This is a genomic window from Ciceribacter sp. T2.26MG-112.2, from assembly GCF_900492205.1.
GTDB lineage: Bacteria > Pseudomonadota > Alphaproteobacteria > Rhizobiales > Rhizobiaceae > Allorhizobium > Allorhizobium naphthalenivorans_A.
Genome location: NZ_UEYQ01000020.1, coordinates 1 through 25,204, shown reverse-complemented (window position 1 = coordinate 25,204; position 25,204 = coordinate 1). Strand labels below are relative to the sequence as shown.

Sequence of the window (25,204 nt, the reverse complement as noted above, 5' to 3'; positions counted from 1 at the left end):
GTAGCACAATGGCCTTCATCGAGGAGGTCGAGCGGGGTAGCTTTACCGCTGCAGCGTGCTTGCCTCCCATTGCCAACATCTGCCCCGACGCACCTACAGCAAGGGAATGTCGTCTTTAGGTTCGGGATAATTTGCGACCGCGATTCCTACCACTGATTGAAAAGCTGTTGCACGAACGCCGGCAACGCGAACGTCACCGACCTCAAGATCATCGACAAGAGAGCTACTGTTTGGCACGGGGACGATTTCCACTCTGGAACCAACCAGATCGGATGCGACATCCGGAAACTCGCGATCCATGCAAACCATGATCCCGACGGCAACCTGCCCCCGGCGAGTGGCAAGACGAAAAACTGAAGAACTATTCCCGGGCGCGCAGGCCTCTTCGGGCACATCGAAAAAGCAGATATGCCGCTTTCTTTGATGAATTACGATGTCACCGTTGCAGTCAATCAGAACGGCAGAATTGAAAGGTTTCGGCTCTGCCTTCTCTAGGAAGGTTGCGACAATAGCAATCTCTGTTCTGCGCGCGGCGGCACGGAATTTTTCAATAAACGCTCCCTGCAAATCTACAGCGCCATCGATCCAGGCACACGCGCGGTGGCGTCTTGAGGATCGAATCTGCTGTATCCGTTCGAAAACAGCTTTCGAGAATGTCACGCTCCTCGGTGAAGCGGGTCAGCATCCCGATTGAACGCCTGATGTCCTCGGCCTCATCCGAAGCGACTACTGCCCCAGGAAGTCCGCGCGGTGCGGAGTGAAGCAATCGACCAGCCGGCCCTTTTCCAGCGCCTTCACGCCGTGCAACAAACCGGAAGGGACGATGAAGCTGTCGCCGGCTTCCAGCGTCTCGGTCCGGCCGTCGATCGTCACCTCGAAGGCCCCCTCGGCCACATAGCTCGACTGCACGTGCGGGTGCGAATGCATCCAGCCCTCGCCGTCCTTTTCGAAGGCGAACTCCACCATCATCAGTTCGTCGGTGAAGCAGACCACGCGGCGCCGGTTGCCGTCGGGGGTCGCGGTCCACTCTCCCTCGGAGGCGCGAACGAAAATGTCTCTTTCCTTGGTCATGATCACCTCGCCAGCCAGCCGCCGTCAACGGGAATGACGGCGCCGTGCATAAAGTTGGAAGCGCGCGCGAGCAGGAACACCGCGGCGTCGCCGATATCGGCGGGCACGCCCCAGCGGCCAGCCGGAATGCGCTCCAGGATCGCCTTGCTGCGGTCCGGATCGCTGCGCAACGCCTCGGTATTGTTAGTCTCGATGTAGCCGGGAGCAATCGCGTTGACGTTGATGCCCTTCGCCGCCCATTCGTTGGCCAGCAACCGGGTCAGCCCAAGAACGCCGTGCTTCGATGCCGTATAGGACGGAACGCGGATACCTCCCTGGAAGGAAAGCAGCGAGGCGAGGTTGACGATCCGTCCCGAACGTTTCGCCGCAAGGCAGTTTCGTCCAAAGGCCTGCGACAGGAAGAACAACGACTTGAGGTTCACATCCATCACGTCGTCCCAGTCCTCCTCGGTGAAGTCGACGCTGTCGGCCCGGCGAATGATGCCTGCATTGTTGACGAGCCCGTCCAGTGGACTGTCGGCCATCAGGTCGTTCAGCATGGCGACCGCAGCCTTCGTGTCGCTGATGTCGGTTTTGATTGACAGAAACTCAGCACCTTCGGCCTCCACCAATCTCGCCGTCTCGTCCATCGCCGAGCGGCCGATGCCGACCACGGCACCGCCCGCGCGCGCCACCGCCACGGCAATGCCCTGTCCGATGCCGGTATTGGCCCCGGTGATGGCGATCCGCTTTCCCACAAGTTCGAAGGCTGAAAGATTGGTCATCGCAGCTCTCCCATCGCGACGGGATCCACGTCGGTATAGTCGACATTGTCACCTGCCATCGCCCAGATAAACGCGTAGTTGGCTGTGCCGCAGCCCGAGTGAATCGACCAGGCGGGCGACAGTACCGCCTCCTCGTTGGCGATCAGGATGTGGCGGGTCTCGGACGGCTCGCCCATGAAGTGGAAGACCCGGGTCGTCTCGGCGAGATCGAAATAGAGATAGACCTCCATGCGACGGTCGTGCACATGCGCAGGCATGGTGTTCCACACCGATCCCTTCGCAAGCTGCGTCATGCCGACCACCAGTTGGCATGTTTCGATCGTGGTGGTGAACTGAAAGATCGAACGCTCGTTGGAGGTTTCGGGACTGCCGAGGTCGAGACGCTTGGCCTTGTCGAGGGTGATCGGCCGCGTCGGGCACTTGCGGTGCGCCGGAGCCGACAAGAGATAGAATTTCGCCGGATTTTCCAGGTTGGCAGAGGTGAAGCTTACCTCTTCGCCGAGGCCCACATAGAGCATGTCCCGGGTGTCCAGCCGGTGCGGCTCACCGCTGACGACGATGGTGCCTTCGCCGCCGATATTGACGGCGACGAGCTCGCGGCGATCGAGGAAGGACTGCGTGCCGACCGGCTTGATCGCCTCCAGCGTCAACGGCTGCCCCAGAGGAACCGCACCGCCGACGACCATTCGGTCGTAATGGGTGTAGGTGAGGCTGATCTTGCCCGGCTCGAACAGATCGGCAAGGTGAAAATTATGACGCAGTTCATCCGTGCCCATCGCGGCAGCGGCTGCAGGATCGATGGCGAAGCGGGAGGTATATTCGGTGGCCATGTGACTTTGCTTTCGATTGGGTGATTTCAAGTCTGCGTCTCTCTCGACGCGCGTTGCTGGTAGCCGGCCTGCTGGCCGGTAAGGCGTTGCCGGTAACGATCCTGTGCCGCCCCCAGATGCGCGCGCATCGCATCCCGCGCGGCATCCGCATCGCCGGCCGAGATCGCCTGAAGGATGCGCAGGTGCTCGCGTTGCAGACGGCTCAGATAGTCCTCCGACAGCACCTCTATCGAGAACCAGGGCGAGTTGCGGTCACACGGGATGGTGCGATCACCGAGCGCATCGAGGATCTCGACGTAGAACGGATTGTTGGTCGCCGCGGCGATCTCCCGGTGGAAAGCGAAATCGGCCTTTCCGGTCGGCTCGCCGCGGTGCAGCAGCCGCTCGAATTCGAAGAACGCCTCCTGGATTTTCGCCTCCTGCGAGGGACTGCGACGCTGCGCGGCGAGCCCCGCGCTTTCGATCTCGATCCCCATGCGCACTTCCAGCACGTTAACGGCCTGGCTGATGCGGCTTCCCATGTCGGCGGTGATGGCGCTGATCTTGCGCGTCGGATGATCGAGGACGAAGACGCCGGCGCCGTGCCGCGGCTCAACCAGGCCCTCGGCGGCAAGCACCGCCACGGCTTCACGCACCACCGTGCGGCTGACCCCGAAAATCTCTGTCATGCGCGATTCCGTCGGCAGCTTCTCGCCGACGGCGAATTCGCCGGCGAGAATCTGGCTACGCAGCGTCTGCACAACGGTCTCGAACAGCTTCGGCCTGCGTTCCACGCGTGCATCCGTCAGATTTTCAGACATGGTCATTTCCTATTTGAAGACCCCCGGCAGCCAGAGCGACAGGGACGGGATATACGTGACCATCAATAGCACGACGATGCCGGCGCCATAGAACGGCCAGATCGAACGCATGGCTTCCCACACCGAAATCTTTCCGACGGCACAGGCGACGAACTGCACGCCCCCGACCGGAGGCGTGTTGAGCCCAATCCCGTAATTGAGAATCATGATCACACCGAAATGCACCGGATCCACCCCATAGGCCATGGCGATCGGCAGGAAGATCGGCGTTGTGATGATGATCGTCGGCCCCATGTCCATGAACGTGCCGAGGACGAGCATCAGCACATTGAGCAGCAGAAGGATGACGATGGGGTTTTCGGAAAGCGTCTGCATCCACGCAACCAGTGTTGCCGGAACCTTGAGAAAGGCCATGAGCCAGGAGAAGGCCGCAGCGCAGCCGATGATCAGAAGGACCATGGCGGTCGTGCGCACCGCCCCCATGGTCGCGTGGACGAAATCCTGCCAGCGCAGCTGCCGATAGACGAAGACGGTGACGAGCAGGGCATAGATGACCGCGATGCAGGAGCTTTCGGTCGCCGTGAAGATGCCCGAACGCACGCCGCCGAAGATGATGGCGATGAGCAGCAGGCCGGGAATGGCGGCGGCAAAGAGATGCAGCGCCACCGCAAATCCCGGAAAGGGCTCGGTCGGATAGCCGCGCTTGCGCGCGACGATATAGGCGGTGACCATCAGCACTGCGGCAAACAGAAGGCCAGGGACGATGCCGGCAGTAAACAGGTCGGCGATGGAGATCGTGCCGCCTGCGGAGATCGAATAGATGATCATGTTGTGCGACGGCGGCAGCAGCAGCGCGATCAGTGCGGCCATCGAGGTGACGTTGACCGCATAGTCGGCACCATAACCGCGCGCCTTCATCTGCGGGATCATCAGGCTGCCGACAGCTGCGGCTTCCGCCACGGCCGAGCCGGAGATGCCGCCGAAGAGTGTGGAGGTGAGAATATTGACCTGGCCCAGCCCGCCGCGCAGGTGCCCGACGACGGTAGCCGCAAAGGCGACGATGCGCCCCGCAATGCCGCCGCGAACCATTAGGTCGCCGGAATAGATGAAGAAGGGGATCGCGAGCATCGAGAACACGCTCATTCCCGAATTCATGCGCTGGAACACCACCAGGGGTGGCAACCCCATGTAGATGACGGTTGCGAGGCTCGATACGCCGAGGCAGAACGCGATCGGCGTGCCGATCAGCATCAGGAAGGTAAACGTTCCAAAGAGGATCCAGAGTTCCATCGCTTAACCCTTCTTGCCTCCATGCTCGGCGACGCCTTGAACGAAGTCGGCCGCGTCTTTCTGAACGTCAGGAATGTTTTCGAGCTCGACGGCCACTTCCGTCGGGGCGATTCCGTCGAGTATGTCGTCGATCGGGGCGCCAAGCGCGCGCATGGCGATGCGTTCGAGGGAAAAGAGCGCGATGAGGACCCCGCCCCCCATCAGCGGGATGTAGTCCCAGGCGCCGGAGATGCCGAGGGCCGGCAACGTCGTGCCCCAGGTCAGCGTGACCAGATTGCAGCCGTACCAGACCATGCCGAGGCCGAAGGCGAAGATGACGATGTCGGAGATCATCCGCAGCCACTTCTTTGCCGCCGGCGGCAGCGCGTAGAGAAGCACGTCGAACCCCATATGATTGTTTTCCCGCACGCCGACGGCGGCGCCGAGGAAAATGAACCAGCTCATCAGGATGACCGCGCCGGGTTCGGTCCAGCTCGGCGAATCGTTGAGCACATAGCGGCAGAAGACCTGCCAGGCGACGATGGCCGACATGACCACGAGCCCGGTGCCGGCGCAATAGAGGGCGACGGTATTGAGCCTGGACAGGATGGGCAGGCCTAGTCGGAGATGGGTGGACATGGGGTTTGGCGCCTCCTGACCCTTCGACTGTCTGAAGGGCCGGACCATGGGTCCGCGATCTTGTCTGTCGAAAGCAACGCTTGCCCCTCCGTGGCCGTTGGCCAGACGGAGGGGCGTCGGCGCTACGCTTACTGCACCGCCTGCACGTCAGAAACGAGCTTCTTCAAGACCTCGTCGGTGATGTGCTTTTCGTACACGGGCTTCATGGCATCGATGAAGCCCTGCTTTTCCACCTCGTTGATCTCGGAACCGGCCTTTTCGACGAGAGCACGCGATTCCTCCGTCTTGGCCGCCCACAGTTCGCGCTGCTTGGCGACGCTGTCCTTGGCCGCCTGCCTGAAGATCTCCTGATCCTCCGGTGTCAGCTTGTCGAAGGCTGCCTTGTTCATGACGAACACTTCCGGAAGGATCGTATGCTCGTCCATCGAGTAGTACTTGGCGACTTCAAAATGCTTGGCGGTGTCGTAGCTCGGGAAATTGTTCTCGGCGCCCTCGATGACGCCGGTCTCGAGCGAGGAATAGACTTCGCCATAGGGCATCGGCGTGGCGTTTGCGCCGAGCGCAGCGGTCATGTCGACGAAGATGTCCGACTGAATGACACGGAACTTCATGCCCTTGAGGTCTTCGACCGTCTTGATCGGCTTTTTCGAGTTGTAGAACGAGCGCGCACCCGCATCATAGAAGGCAAGCACCACGAGACCGGCGGGCTCGAAGGCAGCCTTGATCTGATCGCCGACCGCGCCGTCCATCACCTTGTGCATGTGCTCTTCCGAGCGGAAGATATAGGGCAATGCCGGAACGATCGTCTCCTTTACGGTACCGTTGAACGGCGCCATGGACACGCGGTTCAATTCGATGACGCCGGACCGAACCTGCTCGATCGTATCCTTTTCCTCGCCCAACTGGGCAGAATGATAGACTTCCACGGAATAGCGCCCTTGCGTGCGCTCCTTGACGAGTTCGCCGAAGTATTGGACACCCTCGACGGTCGGATAACCATCCGGATGCGTATCGGACGACTTCAGCACGGTCTCAGCAGAGGCAGCGCCAGCAAAAAGCATCGAGACAAGCGCGACACCGGCCCACAGTTTGGTCATTTGCAACATTTTCTCCTCCCAGTTGGCGGGCGTCATGCCCGCTGTTGCAGTCATAAAGTCACAGTTTGTAAGCCTTCTTGGCGAGGCCATAGGCCAGGTCGAGCGCCAATTCATGCGCCTCGTCCTCCCGGAGCCGACGCTCGGCGACGAGGCGTCCGAGAAAGGCGCAGTCGACGCGGCGCGCCACGTCGTGGCGCGCCGGGATGGACGGGAAGGCGCGCGTATCGTCGTTGAAGCCGACCGTGTTGTAGAAACCGGCGGTCTCTGTGGTCATCTCGCGGAACCGCCGCATGCCTTCCGGGCTGTCGTGGAACCACCAGGCCGGCCCGAGCTTGAGCGCCGGATAGACGCCGGCGAGCGGCGCCAATTCGCGCGCATAGCTCGTTTCGTCGAGCGTAAACACGATGATCGAGGCGCGGAGATCGGTGCCGACGGCGTCCAGCAAGGGCTTCAGCCCGCGCACATAATCCGTCCGGGTGGGAATGTCGAAGCCCTTGTCGCGGCCGAATTTCCGGGAAATGGCGGGGGAATGGTTGCGCCATGAGCCGGGATGAATCTGCATGACCATCCCATCGTCGATGCTCATCCTGGCCATTTCGGTCAGCATCTGCGCCCGAAACAGCGCCCGCTCGTTCTCATCCGCCTTGCCGGTCCGGACCTTGCCGAACAAAACCTCGGCTTCGGCGGTGTCGAGGTTGGCGGTCTGGGCCGAGGCAAGACCGTGATCGGTGGCAGTCGCGCCAAAGGATTTGAAATAGGCCCGGCGATTGCGGTGCGCGTCCAGATAACCCTGCCAGCGGCCGGTATCGCAGCCACTGATCTCCCCGAGCGTGTCGAGGCCGTCGAGGAAGCCTTCGAAATCCGGATCGACCACAGAATCCGGACGATAGGCCGGGATGACGCGCCCCTTCCAGCCGCTGTCGCGGATCTTTGCGTGCCAGGGCAACAGATCGAGGGCGCCATCCGTTGTCGAGATGATTTCGATATTGAAACGCTCGAACAGGGCGCGAGGCCGGAAGGCGTCGGTCACCAGCTGGGCAGCAATCGCATCATAGCAGGCATCGGCATTGTCGGCGGTCAGCGGCGCGGTGATGCCGAACAGGTTCTCCAGCGTGTAGTCCAGCCAGAGCCGGGTCGGCGTGCCGCGGAACAGGTAGTAATTCTCGGCGAAGAGGCGCCAGATCCTGCGGCCATCGGTCTCGACCGGCGAGCCGTCCAGCGTGGGCACCCCAAGATCTTCCAGCCGGATCCCCTGGCTGAACAGCATCCGGAAAATATAGTGGTCCGGAACGATCAGCAGCTGGGCGGGATCGGGGAAGTTCTCGTTCTCGGCGTACCAGCGCGGATCGGTGTGGCCGTGCGGAGAAACAATCGGGAGATCCTTCACCGCGGCATAGAGTTCACCCGCCATGGCGCGCGACGCCGGATCGGTCGGAAACAGCAATTCCGGGGCGACAAGGCTCATGATATCAGCCGCTCCTCCTTCGGCCGATAGAAGGGGTAAATTCATTCAGACGTCATGTCAACATACAAAAAAATGTAAGTCATATGATGACTTTTACTTGACCCATTGAGCCGGCTTGGGCAGTGATAGGGCTCAGTTTGGATGGGAGAGGCCGCCCCGCTGACAGTCAGAACGCTGGTCGCTCTGTTGTTTGACGCCGCGAGGCCGGGAGCCATCTGCATGCTGGAGGAGGTTGCTTTGACGGTCGCCCAACCCCGAAAACTGCGGGCCGGGATCATTGGTCTGGGCATGGCATCGGGGCCGCACGCGCTCAGCCTCATCGACCTGCAGGACCAGGTCGAGGTGGTCGGCGCCTTCAGTCCGACCGTGGCGCGGCGCAAGGCTTTCGCCGATCGGTTCGGGCTGCCCATCGTCGCTAGCGCAGACGGCATCTTCGACGATCCGTCCATCGACTACGTCGTGATCCTGACGCCGCCCAACTCGCATCTCGACCTGGTGGAGCGCGCGGCGAAAGGCGGAAAGCACGTGCTTCTGGAGAAGCCGCTGGAGATCTCGCTGGAACGATCGCTGCAGGTCGTCCAGACGGCCGAGCGCACCGGTATTAAGCTCGGCATCGTGCTGCAACGCCGGTTTCGGCCCGTTTTCACAGAGACCGCGAGACTGGTCGGCGAAGGCGCGCTCGGCGAGATCGTTTCGGCCTCCATGCGGCTCAGCAATTGGCGCGCGCAGAGCTATTACGACGCGCCCGGCCGCGGCACGCTGGCACGGGACGGCGGCGGGGTGCTGCTGACGCAGGCGATCCACACCATCGACCAGCTGATCGCACTGTCAGGCCTGCCGACCCAGGTCATCAGTTTCGCCGCGACCAGCCCGGTGCACAGGATGGAAACGGAAGACACCGTCCACGCCGCCCTTCGTTTCGCCAATGGTGCGCTCGGCGCCCTCAGTGCAACGACAGCGGCTTATCCCGGCTTTCCCGACGCCCTGGAGATCGTCGGCACCCTCGGTACGGCGCGGATCGAGGGCGATGATGGCGTCATCCATCTGACCGACGGACGCCGGATCGAACTGCACGACGATTTGGCCGATGGTGGCAGCGGCGCGGATCCCATGGCCTTTTCCCACGGCAACCACCGCGCCGTGCACCAGGATTTTCTGAACGCGATCGCCACCGATCGGCAGCCGCAAGCCTCTGGCGTCGATGCGCTCAAGGCCCATCGCCTCATCGACGCCATATTGCGTGCATCGGCGACCGGCCGGGTCGTACGGGTTTGACGCGAGCCGCGCGAGATCGAGGGAGAAGGGTCTTAGCCAAGCCTTACCTCGTATCCAGGCCGACAGCTGATCGAGAGATATGGGTAAATAAGGATGGCTGCTTATGGCGCATTCTTGCCATCAATGTCGTAGCGGTATTTTTGGGTTGCCCAACCAAGCTTGGTCAATGTGCGAGGAAAACACCACTTACCCATTTCGTTCACCCTTCTGCGATCGTCCAATGATAAACGGCTGCCGCGTTGTCGAATGCCGTGAGAAGATTTGAGAAAGAACGCGCGCTCATCAGTCGCTGCTGCGCTCTGGGCCACGGCCCGAGAGACCGTGGCCCAATGCAGGTCAGACCATCGGGCCTGCCGCATGCATCAATTCTTCCAGCGGAACCATTCCCTTCATCGCCCCGCCTCCGAGAGCCTGATCCCCACCCTCGATGGCAAGCGCGAATTCAAAGGCGGGATCCGTTTCCAAGCGGTGCTGGAGTGCTTCGATCCTGGGATACCGACCGCGTTCGACCACCTCGTGGAAATCGGCCCACCGTGCAACCCCGACAAAGATGGCGTCCGCAAGGGTTGGCTTATCGCCCACGAGGTAGGGGTCGTTTCCGACAAGCTCCTCGAGCTGTTCGTGGCGGTGGGTCACCATGTGGCGACCAAACTCCCGAAGGGTATCTTTGGCCCCGTCGTCCAGCCCTTCCGCTTCCAGCGCCGCCCAAAGAGGGATGAAGGACGCCGTGAAGCTCGTGTTGATGAAGGCCATGAGCTGATGCATCCGGTCGACGGCCAGCTCCAAAAGCTGGACGAGCATCACTACATGGTAAGAATGACCCCTCGACGAGCCGGCAGCCTCTGGTCCGCTAGGAATAAGGAGGCCGCCGAGCGCCTAATGGCGGAAGGACGCATGCGGCCGGCCGGGCTTTCTCAAATCGAGGCCGCAAAGGGTGACGGGAGGTGGCAGAACGCTTACGTTTCCCAACGATATGCCGAGCCGCCTGAAGATCTTCTGAATGCGCTCAGCCTGAACGCGGCCGCTTCCCGCTTCTATCAGACGCTCGACCGCGCCAATCGATACGCCATCATTTTTCGTGTCAGTGCCGCCAAGAAGCTGGAGACGCGGACGAAGCTGATCACGCGTTTCGTGGAAATGCTGGCTCGTAGGGAAACCGTTCACGGCCAGACTGGTGTATCGCGTGCTGCGGGGGACGGCGCTCATGGCGAAGATATCGATGGTGACAAATGAAGACGGAATCTCTCGCCTCTAACCGTAGTAGTGCTCGGAAATCTCTCATCTCGCCGGTGGTCTGCCTCCTGACGAAATGGTTTTGGGAGCGGCTATTCTGCTCACGACGCCAAAGGCAAATCATACGTATCCTGATGCGAATGTCCGGTTATGGCGCTTTGCTGAACCTTCTGACTCAGCGGCGAGCCACCGACAATTCAGCTCGGACACTCAGATCGCCGTCGAGAAAGTCCGGCTCCGCCTCGGCCCCGACTGCATCGAAATATCGGCTCAGGAAGTTGCGGAAGGAGGCGGCGAGAGCAATATCGGCGATATTCAGGTCGGTGAACCCCACAGTACGGAGATGGTCGATGTCGGCCTGGCTTATGCGAGAGGCATCGATCGTGATCTGCTCGGCGTAAGCCAGCATGGCGACCTGCTGGTCCGTAAGCCCGGCGCTGCGGTAATCGCGATGCACGGCCAGCGTCTGTTCCCTCCCGATCATGCCGGACAGCGCTTTGAAGTAGACTTGGGAGCAATAGCTGGACGGCACGTGCTTGGCCGCCACCAGCGTGATGAGCCGGAAGTTGATCAGGCCCAGGGAAAATCCATCTCTGATCCGGTGCAACAGGTGCTCGACCGGCGCGAGGATGTCCGGTCTTGCTGACCAGCATTGTGTGGCCTGCATCACGCGTCCCATCGACGCCAACTCGTTAGCATAGATCGACGCCACTTCGCCCTCGGCCTCGGCCGGCTCTATGGTTTGTAGATACACTTTCACCTCCCGGGGTCGCTGTGGCCCGTCTACATATTGCCTGGGAAGCGTGATCTTGAGAAGTGATGGCAAGATCGGCGGAAACGATCTGCCGTATCCGTAGGCGTCACGTCTGCAATTGGGAGCTTTTCGCAGCTTCTTGGAAGGTAAAATGGTAGGCGCTAAGCAGGCCTCACCTCCGATGCCACGCGCAGACGACATCGACTGCAGGTGCGATCAGGCTGTGGAAACTTGGTGATCTGGAACGAGGTATCAGGGCAACTGTCCAATCACGTCCGCTACGTTTCCAACGACCCGCTTCGCTCGCTCAGCATGTCCCTCCGAGGAGGTGCGCCGAACTGAGCTGCGTATTCGCGGCTGAACTGAGAGGCACTCTCATAGCCAACAGCAAAGGCAACGCTCGAGACTGTCGGCGCATCAAGAAGGAGCCGGCGCGCCTCGTGAAGCCGGAGCATCTTGTGATAGGCGCCCGGGCTGAGATTGGTCACGGATTTGAAATGCCGGTGAAATGTAGTCATTCCCATGCCGGCGATCTGGGCCAGCACATCGATGCTCAACTTTTCCCGGAAGTTGGCCTTCATCCAGTCGATGGCACGCTGGATCTGCGCCGCTTGACCGCCGAGCCGCAGCGCGTCTCGCAGAAGATGGCCTTGCGGGCTCTGGCCTACGCGATACAGCAGTTCGCGCGTGTAGAGAGGGGCAAGATGAGCTGCATCTCCCGGCGTTTCCAGCAGCATGGTCAGACGCGTCAGAACCTCTACGGTTGCCCCTGACAGGGAGCCAACGGCGAAGGCAGGACCCGCTTCCGGCGACGATGCGGGAAGCACAGCAAGGGCGCCCTCGCGGGCAAGCTCGCGTGACAGCCGGATCTCGATCCCGAGAAAGGGCTCCGCGCTCGACGCCTCCAAGACCCGCGCATTCACCGGCAGATCCACCGACAGGATGAGAAAGTCCGTCGCGCCATAGGTGAAAGTCTTCCGGCCGACGGAGAGCTGTTTCTTTCCCTGAAGCACGAAGTAAAGCATCGGCTCATACATCAACGCTTCATAGCCCGTTCCCCGTTCGGCCCTTCGCAGGACGAGGTACGGGATCCAGTTCGGCGATCCGTCACTCTTTGCCAGCCGATCGGCCAAATCACGTAATGCGGAAACGCTCATAATACCCTGTCGCGAATGGGACGGTCCGGAAAATCGCACGGATTGGCAGGATCAGGCAAGACAAAGGTAGAATCTGGCTCATGGATGCTTCCGCCCTCCTCCACATCAGTGATGTTACCAATGAAGGAAGGCACATCATGTCCCATGTCGCTGAAACCACTGCCTCGGAAGAGGCACGACAAATTCTGAAGGGAATTGCCACGCAGATCGGCTACCCGATCCGCGCTCCTCTGCTCAAGAGCCCCAAGGACTATGGCCTAGACTTCGAAAGAGTCTCCTTCCCGTCGCTGGACGGAGTGCCGCTCGAGGCTTGGTTCATTCCATGCGGGGGATCGGACAAACTCATCATCGCCAATCACCCGCTCTGGTTCAACCGCTATGGTCTCCCTGCACACATGGAGCCATGGAAATCTATCGGCGGGCCTCTCAATGCTTTCGAGGTTGACTATGTCCCCGACTACAAGATCCTGCATGACAACGGATACAACGTACTAGCGTATGACATGCGCAATCTCGGGCAGAGCGGCAGCGCAAATGGTGGGATCAGCAGTGGCGGGCGCTTTGAGGCCCGCGATGTTCTGGGATCCATCCAGTATGCCCGAACGACCGCTCGGCTCAAAAACATGACCATCGGGCTGTTCAGCCGCTGCCAGGGCTGCAATGCGACGATTTACGCCATGGCGGAGTCTCCTGATGAATTTAAAGGAATTCGGTGCATGGTAGCCCCACAACCTCTTTCCGTGCGTGTGGCGGTCGAGCAACTTCTCGCGGCAATGGGGCTGGACGAGCATATCGGCATCGTCGAGCACGAATTGATGGCTATTAACAGCTTAAGGCTGGACGAGATGTCTCCCGTTCTATTCGCAAGACATGTCCATATTCCTACACTTCTCTATCAAGTGAAGGATGATGCTCTGACAAGGCCTGAAGACATCCGGGAAATGTTCGAGAACATCCCCATTCCTGAGAAAGAGCTGATCTGGATCGAGGGAACATCGTCACGCTGGGACGGCTACCTCTATTTCCAGCGGAAGCCTGACCGCATGCTCGCCTGGTTCGATCAGTTCATGAGCTGATGGAAACATTGCTGGGTATTCTGACGACAGGACGGGAGGTGACAATCAGCGTTATCGACAACGTACGGGTTGAGGCGGCAGAAATGCCGAGCATTGGGGTTTTAACACTCTATCGAACGTGATCGGCGCGCTGTCGAAGGCCTGATCTGTCGCGCTAGCACAGCCGTTCGATGATGCGGATTGCCGCTTCGAACGTTCGTCTGTCCTCTTCGGGCGGGCCTTCCTCGATCCGTTCGGCGACCTGCCCTGCACGGGCTTGGGGGCGCGGGATAATCTCGCGCGCCCTCTCATTTGCGCAAGACATTGCGGTCAGCCGCTTCTGACAAAGGCTCAGGCGCTATTCGATGGCTCTGTCGATGCCAAATCTGAACGGCTCGACGAAACGCAGGCCCTGTGCGCCATCCGCCATGTTCTGAAAGGCCTCGAACTGATCGACCAGATGTCTGAGAGATCGGTCAACGCCATCCGAGACATGCTGAAGACAGCGTCTGATGTTGTCGTTGATGCGCCCGATCAGATTGCGGCCGTCATCCACGCGACGCTGGCGGGAGCAGTGCGGATCGTGTCGAGCAAGGGTTCCGACTCGCCAGACGTCAATGAATTGCGTCATCACATGCGCCATCTTGTGACGGGCTATCTTGGCCCTCTTTTGCCGCAGGTGGCACGATATCCCAAGCTCTTCCCGTAGGTGCTGGATCCGGATGGAAACTGGGCCACTTGACCCGCTACGGCTCAAGCGCTTGGCATCCGCGTACGGGCACGTCCCGTCATCGGTGGTAGAGGATCATCCCTGCGTGATGCAAAACGCCGCTGATGAAGTCTCCGTCCGCAGTGAAGCCGGTGTCGTCCCAGTATTCGATGTGCGTTCCTGTCACCAGGTAGCGGCCTTCATAGGCCCGCTCTCTTGTACCGCGCGCTTCGACATACCTGTTGTTCGGCAGTAATTCGTGTTGGACCCGGCCGTCCTGCGTGACCCATAAGCCGACATACGGATGTGAATTCTGCACGTTCGGCTCCACTTCTAATGGGATTGAGTCACCAGGGCTGCGGCGACCAAGGCGGAAAGCAGATTCTGCATGATTTGCCTCCTGGTTTGAGTGCGTCAGAACACGACGGTCGAGGGCGTATGGCTTATTGAGGGCCGCCTCAGTTGCTCGATGCAGTCGGCCTGATGGTGATCTCTGTCGTGTCGACATTCGAAGGCGCCTCGATGAGTTGTCGGACTGCACGGGCGATGTCTGCAGGCTGAAGGGACACTGCGCGGTAGGCGTCCATTGCTGCCATCGTCTGCTCATGGGTTATGGTCGCCGCTAGTTCACTCTCAACGACTCCGGGGTTGACGCAGGTAACCCGAACGCACTTGCTTTCCTGACGCAAGCCGTCGGATATGGCTCGAACCGCAAATTTCGTGGCACAGTAAACTGCAGCCGTCGGCACGACCGAAAGAGCGCCGATGGATCCGATGTTGATGTCCTTCCCCTTGAGCCTCCATCACCGGCAATACGGCGCCGATACCCCAAAGCACGCCTTTGATATTCACGTCGACCATGCGCTCCCACTCATCCTGCATGCCGGCAGCAAGCGGAGACAAAGGCATGATCCCGGCATTGTTCACGAGAACATCGATACGACCCCACATCGAGAGTGCAGCCGCAGCGAAGGCAGCGACGGACAGGCGATCGGTAACATCGAGGGCTCTGGTCTCTGCCACGCCACCGGCACTGCGTATGTCCGAAGCGATTTTCTCGATCCGGTCGCATCGGCGGGCGCCCAAGAGCACGTTTGCGCCGCTTGCACCCAGTTCCCTTGCGATCCCTTCACCGATCCCGCTGGAAGCTCCGGTTATCAAAACTGTCTTTCCCATCTGCCGCTCCTTTTCACGAATGAATGGCTCGTTTGCATGGCCAAAGTGGACTCTTCCGCCCTGCTCGTGTAGCCACTCAATCATGGACTCGATGATTAGCAGAACTGGACAATTATGACCGACCTTAACCTTCTGCCTCTGTTCCTCGCCGTTGCTGAAAAACATAACTTTCGGGCGGCAGCCGACCGCCTCGGGGTGACCCGATCCGCCGTCAGCCAAGGGATTCGCCGCTTGGAAGACATTCACGGTACGGCACTGGTGATGCGAACAACGCGCTCCGTTCGATTGACCGAAGCGGGCGAGCGGCTGCGAGAAGCGCTCTCTTCCCCACTGTCGGAAATTGCCACTGCGCTTGAAGCGATTGGCGCTGAGAGCAGGCCCAGTGGGATACTGAGGATTGCAGCGACCTCGATCGCCGAAGCGTTCCTTTCGGGACCACTCCTTGCCACATTCGCCGCGGAAAACCCTGGGGTCACTGTCGACATCACCGTGACGGACGAAGAGGGCGACATCGTCTCGGCCGGTTATGATGCCGGCGTCAGACTGGGAGAGGTTATCGAGCAGGACATGATCACAGTCGCGATCGGCGGCGAACAGTGCGAAGCCATCACTGCTGCTCCCTCCTACCTCGAAATCCACGGGACTCCGCTGCATCCAAGGGAACTGATCCACCACCGCTGCATTGGATGGCGTCCGGCACCCAATGTTGCGCCTTACCGATGGGAATTTGTGGATGGTGGCGTTCCGTTCAGCCTGGCAATCGAACCTCGGATCACCACAAACGATCTGCGTCTAATGTTGCGGACCGCCGTTGCGGGCGGCGGGATAACGCTCGCTCTTGAAGAGAATATCCGACCATACGTAAAGACCGGAGAGCTCGTGCCGCTGCTGGGCGACTTTCTTCCCACGTTCCCAGGCTTTTACCTCTACTTTCCACAGCGAAGGAACATGGCACCAAAACTGAGGGCACTCGTCGATCACGTCAAACGCTGGAAGTGACGTGAGAGCTCGTTTGCCTTCCATGGCTTCAGTTCTATGCGGAACTTGAAACACAAAAGAAGCGGGGCGGCTCCAAAACCACCCCGCCGGTCAGACCTGAATGCCTGTGTTTATGTGACGGCACATCCTGCTCAGAAACTGCCAAGTGCACCATACTGCGCCCGCAAAGCTCAGTGCTGCAAACGTTTCCCAAGGATCGGCTCAATCGTTTCCGGTTCGACGATCCAGGCGTAGTTCAGCTCGTGCTTGATCTTCCAGGTGCCCTCGACACAGGACCAGCCCAGTTGAGAGCGCGCATCGAAGGCGACCACCTTGCCCTTCAGCGCTTCAATGCGACCGACAAAACCGATAGCGGAGGACGCGGTGTCTCGGCCAACAGCGGCGTGGTTTGCGTCTGTCATACCATGGCGGATTGATCGGGACGCGTTGACGTGACCTTCCCAATTGGCTCCATACACGGAGGCATCAGTGAAGAGTTGGGTGTCGCCAGGAGCGAAGTTGTCCCAGAACACGCCCTGCGGATTTTCCAGGTCATAGAATTTTGACATCTCCTTGGAGAAGACGAAAGCCGGGTCTCCTTCGTGCCGCTCCCATCCTTGCATGATCCACTCCTCATGCAGGGCCAGCGGTGCATCTGGACCTTCCTGAGGGCAAGCGGCATCAACCTGCGCCAGCACCGGAGTTGCAGATGCTCCGGCCGCGAACGCTGCGATCAAACAAATGGTCATTTTCATCTTGGCTTCCTTTCCTGTTTCAATGAACAATCAAGAAGTTACGTCCCTGCATTGGCCCGCGGTAGACGCTCAATTCTCGTCACGCTGGTTAGCTGGACTGGACAATGAGAAACCGTGGCGGCTGAGATTGCGTTGCCAGACGAGGAAGAAGGCCTGCGGTTTGCTGGCGGTCGCTCAGCCAAAGCCGGTCATCGGTGGCTGTCCAGCGGTATCTTCAGGTCGGGGCTACCCTTGGGCCTCGCAACACAGATCGTCGAAGACATCAATGACCGCTTTTGGGAAGGTCCGACATCTGTCCGACGTCCGAGATGAAGGCGCAATTCTGCATGTCGGTCATGGTTGCATATCGTGGTCGACATCGGCATCCCAAGCCGCAAAGGGGCTGACAAGTCTGATCGCCTTGGCGCCTTTGCGATATATGAGGCGGCATTTTTGTGTTCCGCGAATACCACTGAAATAAAGGGTAGACTGACGACGGTGGGTTGATAGCTTCTCCAATTTGGAGGGGGAAGACATGAACATCGTTCGCACTGCAATGTTTGCTTTATTGGCCGTCATCCTGTCTACGCCAGCAACTGCTCATGGGGGTGGCTGCCGCAAGAATTCGCCGCCCGGGCAGTGTTGCCATATGGAAAAGGCAACGGGATCAGTCCACTGTCACTGAGATCAGTGGGTCAATTCCCAAAAGCGCATGACCATGCTGGCCATGGTGACGACAGCGAGCAGGATCAGCAGGGCGAACAGTGCAAACCTCAATGTTTGGCTTCCTCGATTTGCCGGTCGGTCTCTCTTCGCGGCCAGAGCCAGCATGTGGTTGTCAGCCAGATCGACAAGGGCGGCAGCGAATTCGCCCGTGCTCCATTCCGATCGTCTGGCCATCTCGGCCACTGCCTGGAAGGCTGGCTCGATCGCCTCCTGGCAGGAGAGGTGACGGTCCGGACGGTTCTTCTCGCTTTCGGGTGCCGCGATCTCGCTTTGTATGCCCATGCCCAGCATATCGCTTCGTGAACTGCTATCAAGGGCCCTCCCCATCCACGAAAAACCCCCGCCTCCGAGGAAGGCGAGGGTTTCCGGGGTCAATTCGCCGGCCAGGGCTGGGTAGGGATGGGTCGGCCGGCAAGATCAGAATGCCATGGCAAAGGGCTTTGGTCATCCCCGGATATTGAAGGGTCAATCCACTGCTGTCGGAAGCAGAACCAGCCGATCCTCTGGCAAGGGTCGTTGCAGCGCCTTTGCCTCGTCCCATGGCGCCGTCATCCACATCTCGATTTCCTCCGGCTCGGTCAGCAACACCGGCATGGCCTTCGGATGAATCGGCGCCACGACGGCGTTCGGCTCGCACGTCAGGAAGGCGAAGAGGTCTGCCTTGACCAGACCTTCCTTGACCTTGCGCACGCTCTCCCATTGCTGCAGCCAAATCCCGGCGAAGCACATCAGCGGTTGATCCTCGTTGCGGGCGAACCAGGCATTCGGCGTCCGGCCACCCTCAACTTTGCTGGCAGGATCCGGCTCGGCGAAGCGGGTAACCGGAACAAGGCAGCGGTGTTCGACCCCAAGCCAGCGCGTCCAGTGCTTGCTTGCGGTGTTGCGCACATTGGTCGTGCCGCCGTCCGGCTCCATCTTCAACAACTCGTCGAAGTCGACGTCCTTGCCCTTTTCCCGGAGCTTGTCGGCGCGCTTCGAGGCCGCCTGGAAGAGCGCCTGCCGAGACGAGGGCAGGCCCCAGCGCACGCTTGCCAGTTCGCGGCCGGCCGGCGTGTTGCGCACGATCGGCGCCATCCGGTCGGGATAGACATCAAGCGACGGCTCGAGGTTGCCGAGATTGTCGACCATGGCGCGGGTGAAGGCGCGGATCGCCTCCTGGTTGGTGGTGACGTTGTAGAGATTGCACATACCCGGCGTTCCCGCACTGCTTTGACCAAGTCTATATACTTGGACCAGTTCAACGCCCTGGCAAGCACGAAAAGCCAAGCCCTGATCCAGATCGATGAAGACGAATGGTGACAAGGCCTGACGGATCTGTGTGCCCGCGTAATCTGCAGGTTGGCGACCGATGTCACCAACCGCCTGGTCTAACTGAGGCGGCTCTCGCACCACATTGCCGGCCCATCGAGTCGTACTGCCAAGCGTACTGGCAATTGCCGCGATAGACTGGCGCTGGTCGATAATAGCCACCACCACAATTGTTGTTCGCGCACACGGCAACGGCAGTCCCCACGAGTGCAACGGCCGCCAAGGCCAAGGCCGCTTGGTTCTGCGCCTGCACTATCCGTGGGCACTCGTATGCAGGTACGCCACGGCTCGCCAACTCGACTGAAATTCGCTCCCGAAACAACTGGTCATAGCTCTCCAGATAGGTTCTGCAGAGAGACGCCTTGTCGACCGCTTTCGGATTTTTGTCGAATTGTGCCTGAGTCGTCGTGCAGCTCGCAAGCGCCAATACGAGCAAGGCTGTGAGGCCTCGCCGCACCGATTGTATGATTCCCATTCCAGTTCCCCCAATCTGGGGATCATGCCACAACCAAAGAGGGAGTCGAGTGCGTACGCTGACTGTTTCTGGCACGCTAAGGGTACAGGTATTCGTCGTGCGCCTCGCGATCCATTGGTAGGGCAATCGCCAGAAATACCCCAAGGTTTCAGATAGCCTCGCTCAAAGTTTCCTGTCGCGCCAGACCGGCTTTTTCACCCACCTGGTCTCGACCAGCTCGCGTACGACAAGCCCCGGGATCTCGTTCGCCATCATGGTCTTGAACTCGACGGCCATATGTTCCTTCGATCCGCACTGTTCGCATCGGAACTTGCCCTGCAGATGCAGGACATGGATGTTCTCGCCGATCAGGATGCGGATGTCGTTCGGTCGGTAGAAGCGGATCAACTTGCAGCGCAGGCAGCCGACGCGGACGAACTGACCGAGCTTGTCGGCTTCCCCCAGCGTCGGGATCTTCGCCTCAAGATAGGGATGCGCCCGCCCACGATAGTTGAGAGCCGGCATGGCTACTCACTCCGGTCGTAACTCGGCGTCCAGCCGCGCGTCATACCCCGGCTCATTGCGCCTTCGGTCAACGCCAGTTGCCGGCGCAGATGCCGGCAGTCCTCGATCAGCGTGGCAATCGTGGCGCGCGGGTCGCCCTGGTGCCAGGCGAGGGCGGCGTTAACGGGATCCTCGGGAGTGATCTCGGGCGATTGGCGTTCGGCGTGCATGGCTCAAGTCCTCGTAAAACAGCATTGCATTCGAAAGCGGCCGCCTCGCTTTCGTTCTCAATATGTTCTCACTGCAGGAAGAGTCAATGGCCCTTTGTCAGTCGCACCATGGCTGGCGCTTGCCGGTCCAGCGCCGCGCCAGGCCCTCGGCGACGAGGATATCTCCGAGATCCCTATTCCCTACCGAGAGTTCGGCGAGCGTTCGCCCGTCGGTAGAAAGCAGCACCTCAGGCCGACCCTTGGTAACCAGGCCAAGCCCACGTTCTGCGTCGCCTGAGCGTGGTGGATCTTCGGCGTGTCCATGTCGAGTATGCGGATCGTGTCGACGCTGATTACGACGGTGTCGCCATCGATCACGCGGATCGTGGCCGCCGAGACGGCGTGCGCCGACGCGAGCGTGATCAAAAATCCGGCGGCCGCAAAAATCGTCTTCATTCATCGTCCTTTGGCCCGCACTTCTTCTGATCCATGGTTCTAGGCCGAATACTAATTGACAGTTCCCAGCGGAAACAGGCCGGTTTTGCAGCGATGCGATGCTGACGCTTGTGATTTCCAGATGAACGTCCATGCGGAATGGCCAGCAGATCGGCAACACACCATTGGAAGATGTGGAAGTTGGCTGTCCGCGGGGCAAAGCGACTATCTCGGAAGCAGAAATCCCAAGCGTCTGTTGCTGGATCTTAGATCAGCCCGAAGTTAACCCCACAGGTCTGATAGATGCTCTTCCAAATCCACGCTGCATCTATAACTTCATGGATTTTTGGAGGGAAGCAAGATGTCTCGTAAGAATTGGACCGGTACCTGTTTGTGTAGGAAATGCTCCTATCAGGCAATTGGCGAACCCGAGGCGAGCCTCATCTGCCACTGTCGCGATTGTCAGCGAGCGTCCGGCGCAGCGGGATTGCCGGTCCTGGTGATGCGAAGAAGTGGCTTTTCCGCCCATGGGCCTCTCCGGTCCTTTACCAGTACCGGCGGCAGCGGCAGTCCGACAGTGCGCAACTTCTGCACTGATTGTGGCAGCTTGCTTTTTGGCCTGCCCGATCATGCGCCCGAGATTGTCACGATTTATGCAGGTACGCTCGACGATCCCTCTCGTTTCAAACCGACCTTCGCCCAGTTCACATGTGACCGTCACGCCTTGAGTGGCACAGGCCTAGCGTTGGTAGAGCATGCCAAGCGGGCCCAGTGACAAGAGCCAATCCCCAGAAGCCATGCAACGGGCAGCAATATTAGCACGACAATGAAGAGCCGAGATTACAGGGCCTCGGTGCCGACACGAGCGCCGCTGTCTACTACAGTCCCTGGCGTCCTGTCCCTGTTCAGGGGAGGAGCGTAGCCGTCCCAAAGCTCTCGTCCAGCGGCTTACCACCACTCAATGCGGCGAGCTCGACTAGATCATCTTCGTCATTGATCCCGCTATCGTACAGGCGGACAATGAGTTCTATCGCATTTTTCGCAAGATCCGGAGTTTCTCCGTAGTGGTGATCTTTGAGGATTCTCTGAACCGCGTTCTGAACTAATGTCGATTGGTCATCCATCGCGATTATGGTCATTGGACATTCCTCGCTGCTTTGGTGGAGCCTCGCACATGTCGCAGCCGATGTCTAATTCGATCATAGCCGTTGCGGAACTACTACGGCTTGGTCGCCACCATTATCCGAAGGAAGTTCGAGAGAAAGATCGTTCAGATGACACCAGTTCGGTTGGCGCAAGCCGCTCCCAAAGAAGTTGCGGCAACCGCAGGTGACGGTTGCCGCATTGCCATTACTCAGTCGATTCCAGGTCGCTTTCGTCCGTGGCAAGCGACTCGCGAATTTGATCGATCGTTCCGACTTCGGGACCAACGCCGAGGATGGATTTCGCCTCATCGAGCGTCGTATCTGTCACGACCCCGTCCTTGGTAAAGCCGGCAAGCGCTTCCCGCAGGGCTTCATCACTCAGTTCCGGGTCGGTCGGTATTGCGTCGACACCATTTATCGCCTCGAACTCAGCATAGGCCAATGAATAGGCGGCTACCGCCGTCATGCGCGGATCGTTCGAGTTGAGGTAGGCGCGATAGTTTCGATTGAGCGAGCGCAACCCGGGTGTTTTCGCGGCATTGTTGTCGACGGTCACTTTGGAGGTGCGCTGCGCCTTCTGCGTGGATTTGCCATGTTCGCTCGATTTCCCGGACGAGGACTTGCCGCTTCCGCCGCCATTGCCCCCACCATTGCCGCCACCATTGCCGCCGCCGTTGCCGCCGCCGTTACCGCCTCCATTGCCGTCCTTTGCAAAGGCTACGGCCGCAAACCCCGTCATGCTGGCAGCCGCAGGCGCTACTGCAAGGCCGAGGGCAAGAACAGTCCGGACGATCGTATTGTTGATAGCCATTGGGTATCTCCTCGAGTTGATCAGATAGTTCGGCCCTCTTGAGGAGGTTCGAACCGGTCTGGAAAACTAATCGTCGCTGCACTGGCGTGGTACCGTCCCCCGTCCAATACCACCTTGGCTCGGACCTAAGTCCGGGGCCTTCGCCGTTCAAAGGTCTGGAAGCGCCGAGATGTGGGGCGGAAAAGAGGCTGAGGTCTTGCCAGTCGGAGCGACCTCCCCTAACCTCGGCCGTCCATCTTGCCGCATTTTTCGGCAATCGACTCGAGCACCCGGTGCGCATCAGAAATCTCATCTCCCGTTGGAATTCCAAGTCGCTTGCCGTGCAGTTCCTCGGCATGGGCGGCGCTGTTTCGGTTTTTGCCATGACGGTAATTGGGACCTTCATTTCGAACCGGGTCGAGGATACCGTCACCAGCAATGCGGCGGCGACCACGGCACTCTATGTCGATAGCGTGATTGCTCCGCTTCTTCCGGACATGCAGAGCAACGAAACGCTCGACGATACGACAGCCCGCGCCCTGGATGAGACTCTCGGGCAAGGTGCACTCGGCGGCCGCCTTCTTCTGTTCCGCCTCTGGCGGTCGGATGGAACGGTTCTGTATGCCAGCGATCCGGCCGCGACCGGAACCAAGCCAGTCCTGGAAGAGATGCTGAAGGCAGCCTTTTCCGGCCAGATGGTCGCACGGTTCGTCGCCGCGGATGAAGAAGGTGACCAGAGCAAGGCAGCGCTGCCTATCCTGAAGATCTATAATCCGGTCCTACAGCCGTGGTCGGGACAGGTCGTGGCCGTCTCCGAGTTCCACGAAACAGCGGGTGAATTCCAGCAGAGCCTTCTCCGGACGAGGTTGCACACCTGGTTCGCCGTTGCCGCCTTTACTCTCGTCTTCTTCGTTCTTTTGTCGGCGATCGTTCTTCGCGGAAGCAGGACAATCGAGCGCCAGCGTCATGCCTTGAAGCAACGCGTCGAGGAGCTTTCGGTGTCGCTGTCGCAGAACGAAGCCTTGCGAGAGCGCGTGCAGCGGGCCACACAACGAGCAACGACGCTCAACGAAGGGTATCTTCGCCGCATCGGGGCGGATCTGCATGACGGTCCGGCCCAGCTTCTTGCCTATGCCGCCCTGCGCCTCGACGGTGAGGCGCTGCGAAGGTCGACCATGTCAGATCAAACGAGCAGGAAAGAACTTGTCGTGATCAAGGCCAGTCTCGATGAGGCCATGCATGAGATCCGGACGATTTGCAGCGGCCTCGTCCTGCCGCGGATCGAAGGTGCAAGCCTGCCCGACATTTTGCAGGAAGCCATCCGCGCCCATCGGATGCGGACAGGCACGTCGGTCAACTTGTCGGTCTCGACACCGCCTGAACACCTTTCCCCTGCCGCCAAGATCTGCATCTATCGCTTCGTGCAGGAGGGCCTCAACAACGCCTACCGGCACGCCGGCGGCATCGGACAGGCTGTCTCCCAACGCACCGAGGGCGGCTTCGTCATGGTCGAAGTTGCCGACCGCGGATCCGGCTTCGACTTGAACCAAGTCCGTACGACCAGTCTCGGTCTCGCTGGCTTGCGCGAGCGGGTCGAAAGCCTCGGCGGAACATTCGAAATCACCTCGTCTCAAGCCGGAACCGTCCTGCGCATGACGACGAAGATCGAGGAAACGAAGTAGCCATGGACACGAGGATACGGGTCGCGATCGTGGACGACCATCCACTCTTCCGGGAAGGTGTGACACGGAGTCTGTCGGAGATCGACGGTTTCGAGATTGTTGCCGAAGGAAGTTCCGGTACCGATGCGGTGCGCATAGCCCGGACCCTGCAGCCGGATGTCCTGCTGATGGACATATCCATGCCGGGCGGCGGCCTTGAGGCAATCCCGGCCGTTCTGGACGTCGCACCCTCGCAGCGGATTGTCATGCTCACCGTTTCGGAGACGAGCGAAGATGTCACCACGGCACTTGCCCGTGGCGCGGTGGGCTACGTCCTGAAGGGCGTGGGGGCACTGACACTTGCCGACGCTATCCGCACGGTGGCAGCGGGAGACGGCTATGTCGCACCGACGCTGTCAGCCCGGCTGATCTCCGCCCGTACCGAGATGCCCGGCAAGTCCGCGCTCGTCGCGAGCCTGACACCGCGGGAAATGGAAGTGCTCGAACTGGTCGCTGTCGGCATGAGCAACAAGCACGTGGCCATCGAACTGGATCTGCAGGAAAAGACTGTCAAGCACCACATGACTCAAATCCTGACCAAGCTCGGTGTCACCAATCGCACCGAAGCGGCAATGGCGCTGCGTGACGCGCGCCAGACCTAGAAGACTACCGGAGGAGCGCTTCTATCCGGCGTAGATCTGAGGCAGTTGCCAGCCGGTTCACGATCGTTCGGCCGCGTGCGTCCTTCATGACGTATCGTCCGTTTACGACCACTTCGGTTATGCCGCGCTTGTTACGGAAGCCGATAGCGGGAAGCGAGGGGTCGACCGCGTCGGTCGCCTGCCCTGTCGCCACGGAGCGCTCGGTCTTGCCGGACGATCGGGATTCGCTTCCGCGTCCATTGCCTCCACCGTTCCCACCTCCGTTTCCGCCACCGTTGCCCCCCCCATTACCACCGCCATTACC

28 protein-coding genes and 2 pseudogenes are annotated in these 25,204 nt (G+C 60.0%); 8 read left to right on the top strand and 22 right to left on the bottom strand.

From position 1 onward, the window contains the following. Positions 1–93: 93 nt before the first annotated feature. The 9 genes from DYZ14_RS19415 to uxaC form a co-directional block, all read right to left on the bottom strand. Positions 94–660 (bottom strand): carbon-nitrogen hydrolase family protein, encoded by a 567-nt coding sequence (locus DYZ14_RS19415; RefSeq protein WP_232365604.1) that lies wholly within the window; start codon positions 658–660, stop codon positions 94–96. A 66-nt stretch (positions 661–726) separates the two neighbouring features. Continuing rightward, positions 727–1,071: a cupin domain-containing protein gene (locus DYZ14_RS19410; protein ID WP_154722217.1), complete on the bottom strand. Its 345-nt coding sequence runs from the start codon at positions 1,069–1,071 to the stop codon at positions 727–729. A 2-nt stretch (positions 1,072–1,073) separates the two neighbouring features. Then, entirely contained in the window at positions 1,074–1,835 is a 762-nt protein-coding gene (gene kduD / locus DYZ14_RS19405) for a 2-dehydro-3-deoxy-D-gluconate 5-dehydrogenase KduD (RefSeq protein ID WP_154722216.1), read from the bottom strand. Continuing rightward, complete coding sequence (gene kduI / locus DYZ14_RS19400) at positions 1,832–2,665, bottom strand: 5-dehydro-4-deoxy-D-glucuronate isomerase (protein ID WP_154722215.1); 834 nt, start codon at positions 2,663–2,665, stop codon at positions 1,832–1,834. Before kduI ends, kduD begins: the two co-directional genes overlap by 4 nt. A 26-nt stretch (positions 2,666–2,691) precedes the next feature. After that, on the bottom strand, positions 2,692–3,465 hold the full coding sequence (locus DYZ14_RS19395) for a FadR/GntR family transcriptional regulator (RefSeq protein ID WP_154722214.1): 774 nt from the start codon (positions 3,463–3,465) through the stop codon (positions 2,692–2,694). Positions 3,466–3,474: 9 nt separating this feature from the next. Further along, on the bottom strand, positions 3,475–4,755 hold the full coding sequence (locus DYZ14_RS19390) for a TRAP transporter large permease (RefSeq protein ID WP_154722213.1): 1,281 nt from the start codon (positions 4,753–4,755) through the stop codon (positions 3,475–3,477). A gap of 3 nt (positions 4,756–4,758) precedes the next feature. Next, complete coding sequence (locus tag DYZ14_RS19385) at positions 4,759–5,373, bottom strand: TRAP transporter small permease (RefSeq protein WP_154722212.1); 615 nt, start codon at positions 5,371–5,373, stop codon at positions 4,759–4,761. Positions 5,374–5,501: 128 nt separating this feature from the next. After that, the gene (locus DYZ14_RS19380; protein ID WP_154722211.1) at positions 5,502–6,479 is read right to left on the bottom strand and encodes a TRAP transporter substrate-binding protein; all 978 of its coding nucleotides are present in this window, start codon (positions 6,477–6,479) and stop codon (positions 5,502–5,504) included. A 49-nt stretch (positions 6,480–6,528) separates the two neighbouring features. Then, the gene (gene uxaC / locus DYZ14_RS19375) at positions 6,529–7,935 is read right to left on the bottom strand and encodes a glucuronate isomerase (protein WP_445292564.1); all 1,407 of its coding nucleotides are present in this window, start codon (positions 7,933–7,935) and stop codon (positions 6,529–6,531) included. A 219-nt stretch (positions 7,936–8,154) separates the two neighbouring features. Between uxaC and DYZ14_RS19370 the strand changes: the two genes are divergently transcribed. After that, positions 8,155–9,210, top strand: a complete 1,056-nt coding sequence (locus tag DYZ14_RS19370) for a Gfo/Idh/MocA family protein (protein WP_154722210.1) — start codon at positions 8,155–8,157, stop codon at positions 9,208–9,210. 336 nt (positions 9,211–9,546) lie between these two features. On the opposite strand, the gene DYZ14_RS19365 is transcribed toward DYZ14_RS19370, so the two are convergent. Then, a complete protein-coding gene (locus tag DYZ14_RS19365; protein ID WP_154722209.1) occupies positions 9,547–10,011 on the bottom strand; it encodes a glutathione S-transferase family protein in 465 nt (154 codons plus the stop codon). Between the two features lie 78 nt (positions 10,012–10,089). On the opposite strand from DYZ14_RS19365, the gene DYZ14_RS19360 reads away from it, so the two are divergent. Further along, positions 10,090–10,443, top strand: coding sequence for a YdeI/OmpD-associated family protein (locus DYZ14_RS19360; RefSeq protein ID WP_195950039.1), 354 nt, complete (start codon positions 10,090–10,092; stop codon positions 10,441–10,443). A 175-nt stretch (positions 10,444–10,618) separates the two neighbouring features. On the opposite strand, the gene DYZ14_RS19355 is transcribed toward DYZ14_RS19360, so the two are convergent. Together DYZ14_RS19355 and DYZ14_RS19350 are read right to left on the bottom strand one after the other, a co-directional pair. Continuing rightward, positions 10,619–11,197, bottom strand: a complete 579-nt coding sequence (locus DYZ14_RS19355) for a carboxymuconolactone decarboxylase family protein (protein ID WP_154722207.1) — start codon at positions 11,195–11,197, stop codon at positions 10,619–10,621. Positions 11,198–11,475: 278 nt separating this feature from the next. Further along, entirely contained in the window at positions 11,476–12,354 is an 879-nt protein-coding gene (locus tag DYZ14_RS19350) for an AraC family transcriptional regulator (protein WP_154722206.1), read from the bottom strand. 137 nt (positions 12,355–12,491) lie between these two features. Between DYZ14_RS19350 and DYZ14_RS24470 the strand changes: the two genes are divergently transcribed. Both DYZ14_RS24470 and DYZ14_RS24680 read left to right on the top strand, forming a co-directional pair. Then, positions 12,492–13,430 carry an alpha/beta hydrolase family protein gene (locus DYZ14_RS24470; protein WP_195950037.1) on the top strand — a complete coding sequence of 313 codons (939 nt, stop codon included), beginning with the start codon at positions 12,492–12,494 and terminating at the stop codon, positions 13,428–13,430. A gap of 256 nt (positions 13,431–13,686) precedes the next feature. Then, positions 13,687–14,118 carry a hypothetical protein gene (locus DYZ14_RS24680; protein ID WP_154722205.1) on the top strand — a complete coding sequence of 144 codons (432 nt, stop codon included), beginning with the start codon at positions 13,687–13,689 and terminating at the stop codon, positions 14,116–14,118. A gap of 79 nt (positions 14,119–14,197) precedes the next feature. Here the strand turns inward: DYZ14_RS24680 and DYZ14_RS19335 are convergent. After that, positions 14,198–14,508, bottom strand: a pseudogene (locus tag DYZ14_RS19335) (Atu4866 domain-containing protein). A gap of 68 nt (positions 14,509–14,576) precedes the next feature. After that, positions 14,577–15,294, bottom strand: a pseudogene (locus tag DYZ14_RS19330) (SDR family oxidoreductase). A gap of 111 nt (positions 15,295–15,405) precedes the next feature. On the opposite strand from DYZ14_RS19330, the gene DYZ14_RS19325 reads away from it, so the two are divergent. Then, positions 15,406–16,293 carry a LysR substrate-binding domain-containing protein gene (locus DYZ14_RS19325; RefSeq protein ID WP_154722204.1) on the top strand — a complete coding sequence of 296 codons (888 nt, stop codon included), beginning with the start codon at positions 15,406–15,408 and terminating at the stop codon, positions 16,291–16,293. Positions 16,294–16,463: 170 nt separating this feature from the next. Here DYZ14_RS19325 and DYZ14_RS19320 read toward each other — a convergent pair whose 3' ends face one another. The 6 genes from DYZ14_RS19320 to DYZ14_RS19295 all read right to left on the bottom strand — a co-directional run bounded on the left by DYZ14_RS19320 (position 16,464) and on the right by DYZ14_RS19295 (position 20,663). After that, positions 16,464–17,027, bottom strand: coding sequence for a hypothetical protein (locus DYZ14_RS19320; protein WP_232365601.1), 564 nt, complete (start codon positions 17,025–17,027; stop codon positions 16,464–16,466). Between the two features lie 666 nt (positions 17,028–17,693). Next, positions 17,694–18,023, bottom strand: a complete 330-nt coding sequence (locus DYZ14_RS19315) for a hypothetical protein (RefSeq protein WP_154722203.1) — start codon at positions 18,021–18,023, stop codon at positions 17,694–17,696. Between the two features lie 174 nt (positions 18,024–18,197). Beyond that, the gene (locus DYZ14_RS19310) at positions 18,198–18,920 is read right to left on the bottom strand and encodes an SOS response-associated peptidase (protein WP_154722247.1); all 723 of its coding nucleotides are present in this window, start codon (positions 18,918–18,920) and stop codon (positions 18,198–18,200) included. Between the two features lie 757 nt (positions 18,921–19,677). Beyond that, complete coding sequence (locus tag DYZ14_RS19305) at positions 19,678–20,019, bottom strand: hypothetical protein (protein ID WP_154722202.1); 342 nt, start codon at positions 20,017–20,019, stop codon at positions 19,678–19,680. A gap of 2 nt (positions 20,020–20,021) precedes the next feature. Next, positions 20,022–20,228, bottom strand: a complete 207-nt coding sequence (locus DYZ14_RS19300; RefSeq protein WP_154722201.1) for a hypothetical protein — start codon at positions 20,226–20,228, stop codon at positions 20,022–20,024. Between the two features lie 180 nt (positions 20,229–20,408). Beyond that, positions 20,409–20,663 carry a thermonuclease family protein gene (locus tag DYZ14_RS19295; protein WP_154722200.1) on the bottom strand — a complete coding sequence of 85 codons (255 nt, stop codon included), beginning with the start codon at positions 20,661–20,663 and terminating at the stop codon, positions 20,409–20,411. 340 nt (positions 20,664–21,003) lie between these two features. Between DYZ14_RS19295 and DYZ14_RS24675 the strand changes: the two genes are divergently transcribed. After that, positions 21,004–21,417 (top strand): GFA family protein, encoded by a 414-nt coding sequence (locus tag DYZ14_RS24675; RefSeq protein WP_154722199.1) that lies wholly within the window; start codon positions 21,004–21,006, stop codon positions 21,415–21,417. Between the two features lie 130 nt (positions 21,418–21,547). Here DYZ14_RS24675 and DYZ14_RS19285 read toward each other — a convergent pair whose 3' ends face one another. Continuing rightward, positions 21,548–21,781, bottom strand: coding sequence for a hypothetical protein (locus DYZ14_RS19285; protein ID WP_154722198.1), 234 nt, complete (start codon positions 21,779–21,781; stop codon positions 21,548–21,550). 211 nt (positions 21,782–21,992) lie between these two features. Continuing rightward, positions 21,993–22,598, bottom strand: coding sequence for a hypothetical protein (locus DYZ14_RS19280; RefSeq protein ID WP_154722197.1), 606 nt, complete (start codon positions 22,596–22,598; stop codon positions 21,993–21,995). A gap of 272 nt (positions 22,599–22,870) precedes the next feature. On the opposite strand from DYZ14_RS19280, the gene DYZ14_RS19275 reads away from it, so the two are divergent. Together DYZ14_RS19275 and DYZ14_RS19270 are read left to right on the top strand one after the other, a co-directional pair. Next, positions 22,871–24,259 (top strand): sensor histidine kinase, encoded by a 1,389-nt coding sequence (locus DYZ14_RS19275; protein ID WP_232365600.1) that lies wholly within the window; start codon positions 22,871–22,873, stop codon positions 24,257–24,259. A 2-nt stretch (positions 24,260–24,261) separates the two neighbouring features. Then, complete coding sequence (locus DYZ14_RS19270) at positions 24,262–24,900, top strand: response regulator (RefSeq protein WP_154722196.1); 639 nt, start codon at positions 24,262–24,264, stop codon at positions 24,898–24,900. The last annotated feature ends 304 nt before the right edge of the window (positions 24,901–25,204 follow it).

Coding starts and splice junctions, on each gene's coding strand:
- DYZ14_RS19410 (WP_154722217.1), bottom strand. CDS start 1,071: ATGACCAAGGAAAGAGACATTTTCGTTCGCGCCTCCGAGGGAGAGTGG.
- kduD (WP_154722216.1), bottom strand. CDS start 1,835: ATGACCAATCTTTCAGCCTTCGAACTTGTGGGAAAGCGGATCGCCATC.
- kduI (WP_154722215.1), bottom strand. CDS start 2,665: ATGGCCACCGAATATACCTCCCGCTTCGCCATCGATCCTGCAGCCGCT.
- DYZ14_RS19395 (WP_154722214.1), bottom strand. CDS start 3,465: ATGTCTGAAAATCTGACGGATGCACGCGTGGAACGCAGGCCGAAGCTG.
- DYZ14_RS19390 (WP_154722213.1), bottom strand. CDS start 4,755: ATGGAACTCTGGATCCTCTTTGGAACGTTTACCTTCCTGATGCTGATC.
- DYZ14_RS19385 (WP_154722212.1), bottom strand. CDS start 5,373: ATGTCCACCCATCTCCGACTAGGCCTGCCCATCCTGTCCAGGCTCAAT.
- DYZ14_RS19380 (WP_154722211.1), bottom strand. CDS start 6,479: ATGTTGCAAATGACCAAACTGTGGGCCGGTGTCGCGCTTGTCTCGATG.
- uxaC (WP_445292564.1), bottom strand. CDS start 7,935: ATGAGCCTTGTCGCCCCGGAATTGCTGTTTCCGACCGATCCGGCGTCG.
- DYZ14_RS19370 (WP_154722210.1), top strand. CDS start 8,155: ATGCTGGAGGAGGTTGCTTTGACGGTCGCCCAACCCCGAAAACTGCGG.
- DYZ14_RS19365 (WP_154722209.1), bottom strand. CDS start 10,011: ATGCTCGTCCAGCTTTTGGAGCTGGCCGTCGACCGGATGCATCAGCTC.
- DYZ14_RS19360 (WP_195950039.1), top strand. CDS start 10,090: ATGGCGGAAGGACGCATGCGGCCGGCCGGGCTTTCTCAAATCGAGGCC.
- DYZ14_RS19350 (WP_154722206.1), bottom strand. CDS start 12,354: ATGAGCGTTTCCGCATTACGTGATTTGGCCGATCGGCTGGCAAAGAGT.
- DYZ14_RS24470 (WP_195950037.1), top strand. CDS start 12,492: ATGTCCCATGTCGCTGAAACCACTGCCTCGGAAGAGGCACGACAAATT.
- DYZ14_RS19320 (WP_232365601.1), bottom strand. CDS start 17,027: ATGAAAATGACCATTTGTTTGATCGCAGCGTTCGCGGCCGGAGCATCT.
- DYZ14_RS19315 (WP_154722203.1), bottom strand. CDS start 18,023: ATGCTGGGCATGGGCATACAAAGCGAGATCGCGGCACCCGAAAGCGAG.
- DYZ14_RS19310 (WP_154722247.1), bottom strand. CDS start 18,920: ATGTGCAATCTCTACAACGTCACCACCAACCAGGAGGCGATCCGCGCC.
- DYZ14_RS19305 (WP_154722202.1), bottom strand. CDS start 20,019: ATGCCGGCTCTCAACTATCGTGGGCGGGCGCATCCCTATCTTGAGGCG.
- DYZ14_RS19300 (WP_154722201.1), bottom strand. CDS start 20,228: ATGCACGCCGAACGCCAATCGCCCGAGATCACTCCCGAGGATCCCGTT.
- DYZ14_RS19295 (WP_154722200.1), bottom strand. CDS start 20,663: ATGAAGACGATTTTTGCGGCCGCCGGATTTTTGATCACGCTCGCGTCG.
- DYZ14_RS24675 (WP_154722199.1), top strand. CDS start 21,004: ATGTCTCGTAAGAATTGGACCGGTACCTGTTTGTGTAGGAAATGCTCC.
- DYZ14_RS19285 (WP_154722198.1), bottom strand. CDS start 21,781: ATGACCATAATCGCGATGGATGACCAATCGACATTAGTTCAGAACGCG.
- DYZ14_RS19280 (WP_154722197.1), bottom strand. CDS start 22,598: ATGGCTATCAACAATACGATCGTCCGGACTGTTCTTGCCCTCGGCCTT.
- DYZ14_RS19270 (WP_154722196.1), top strand. CDS start 24,262: ATGGACACGAGGATACGGGTCGCGATCGTGGACGACCATCCACTCTTC.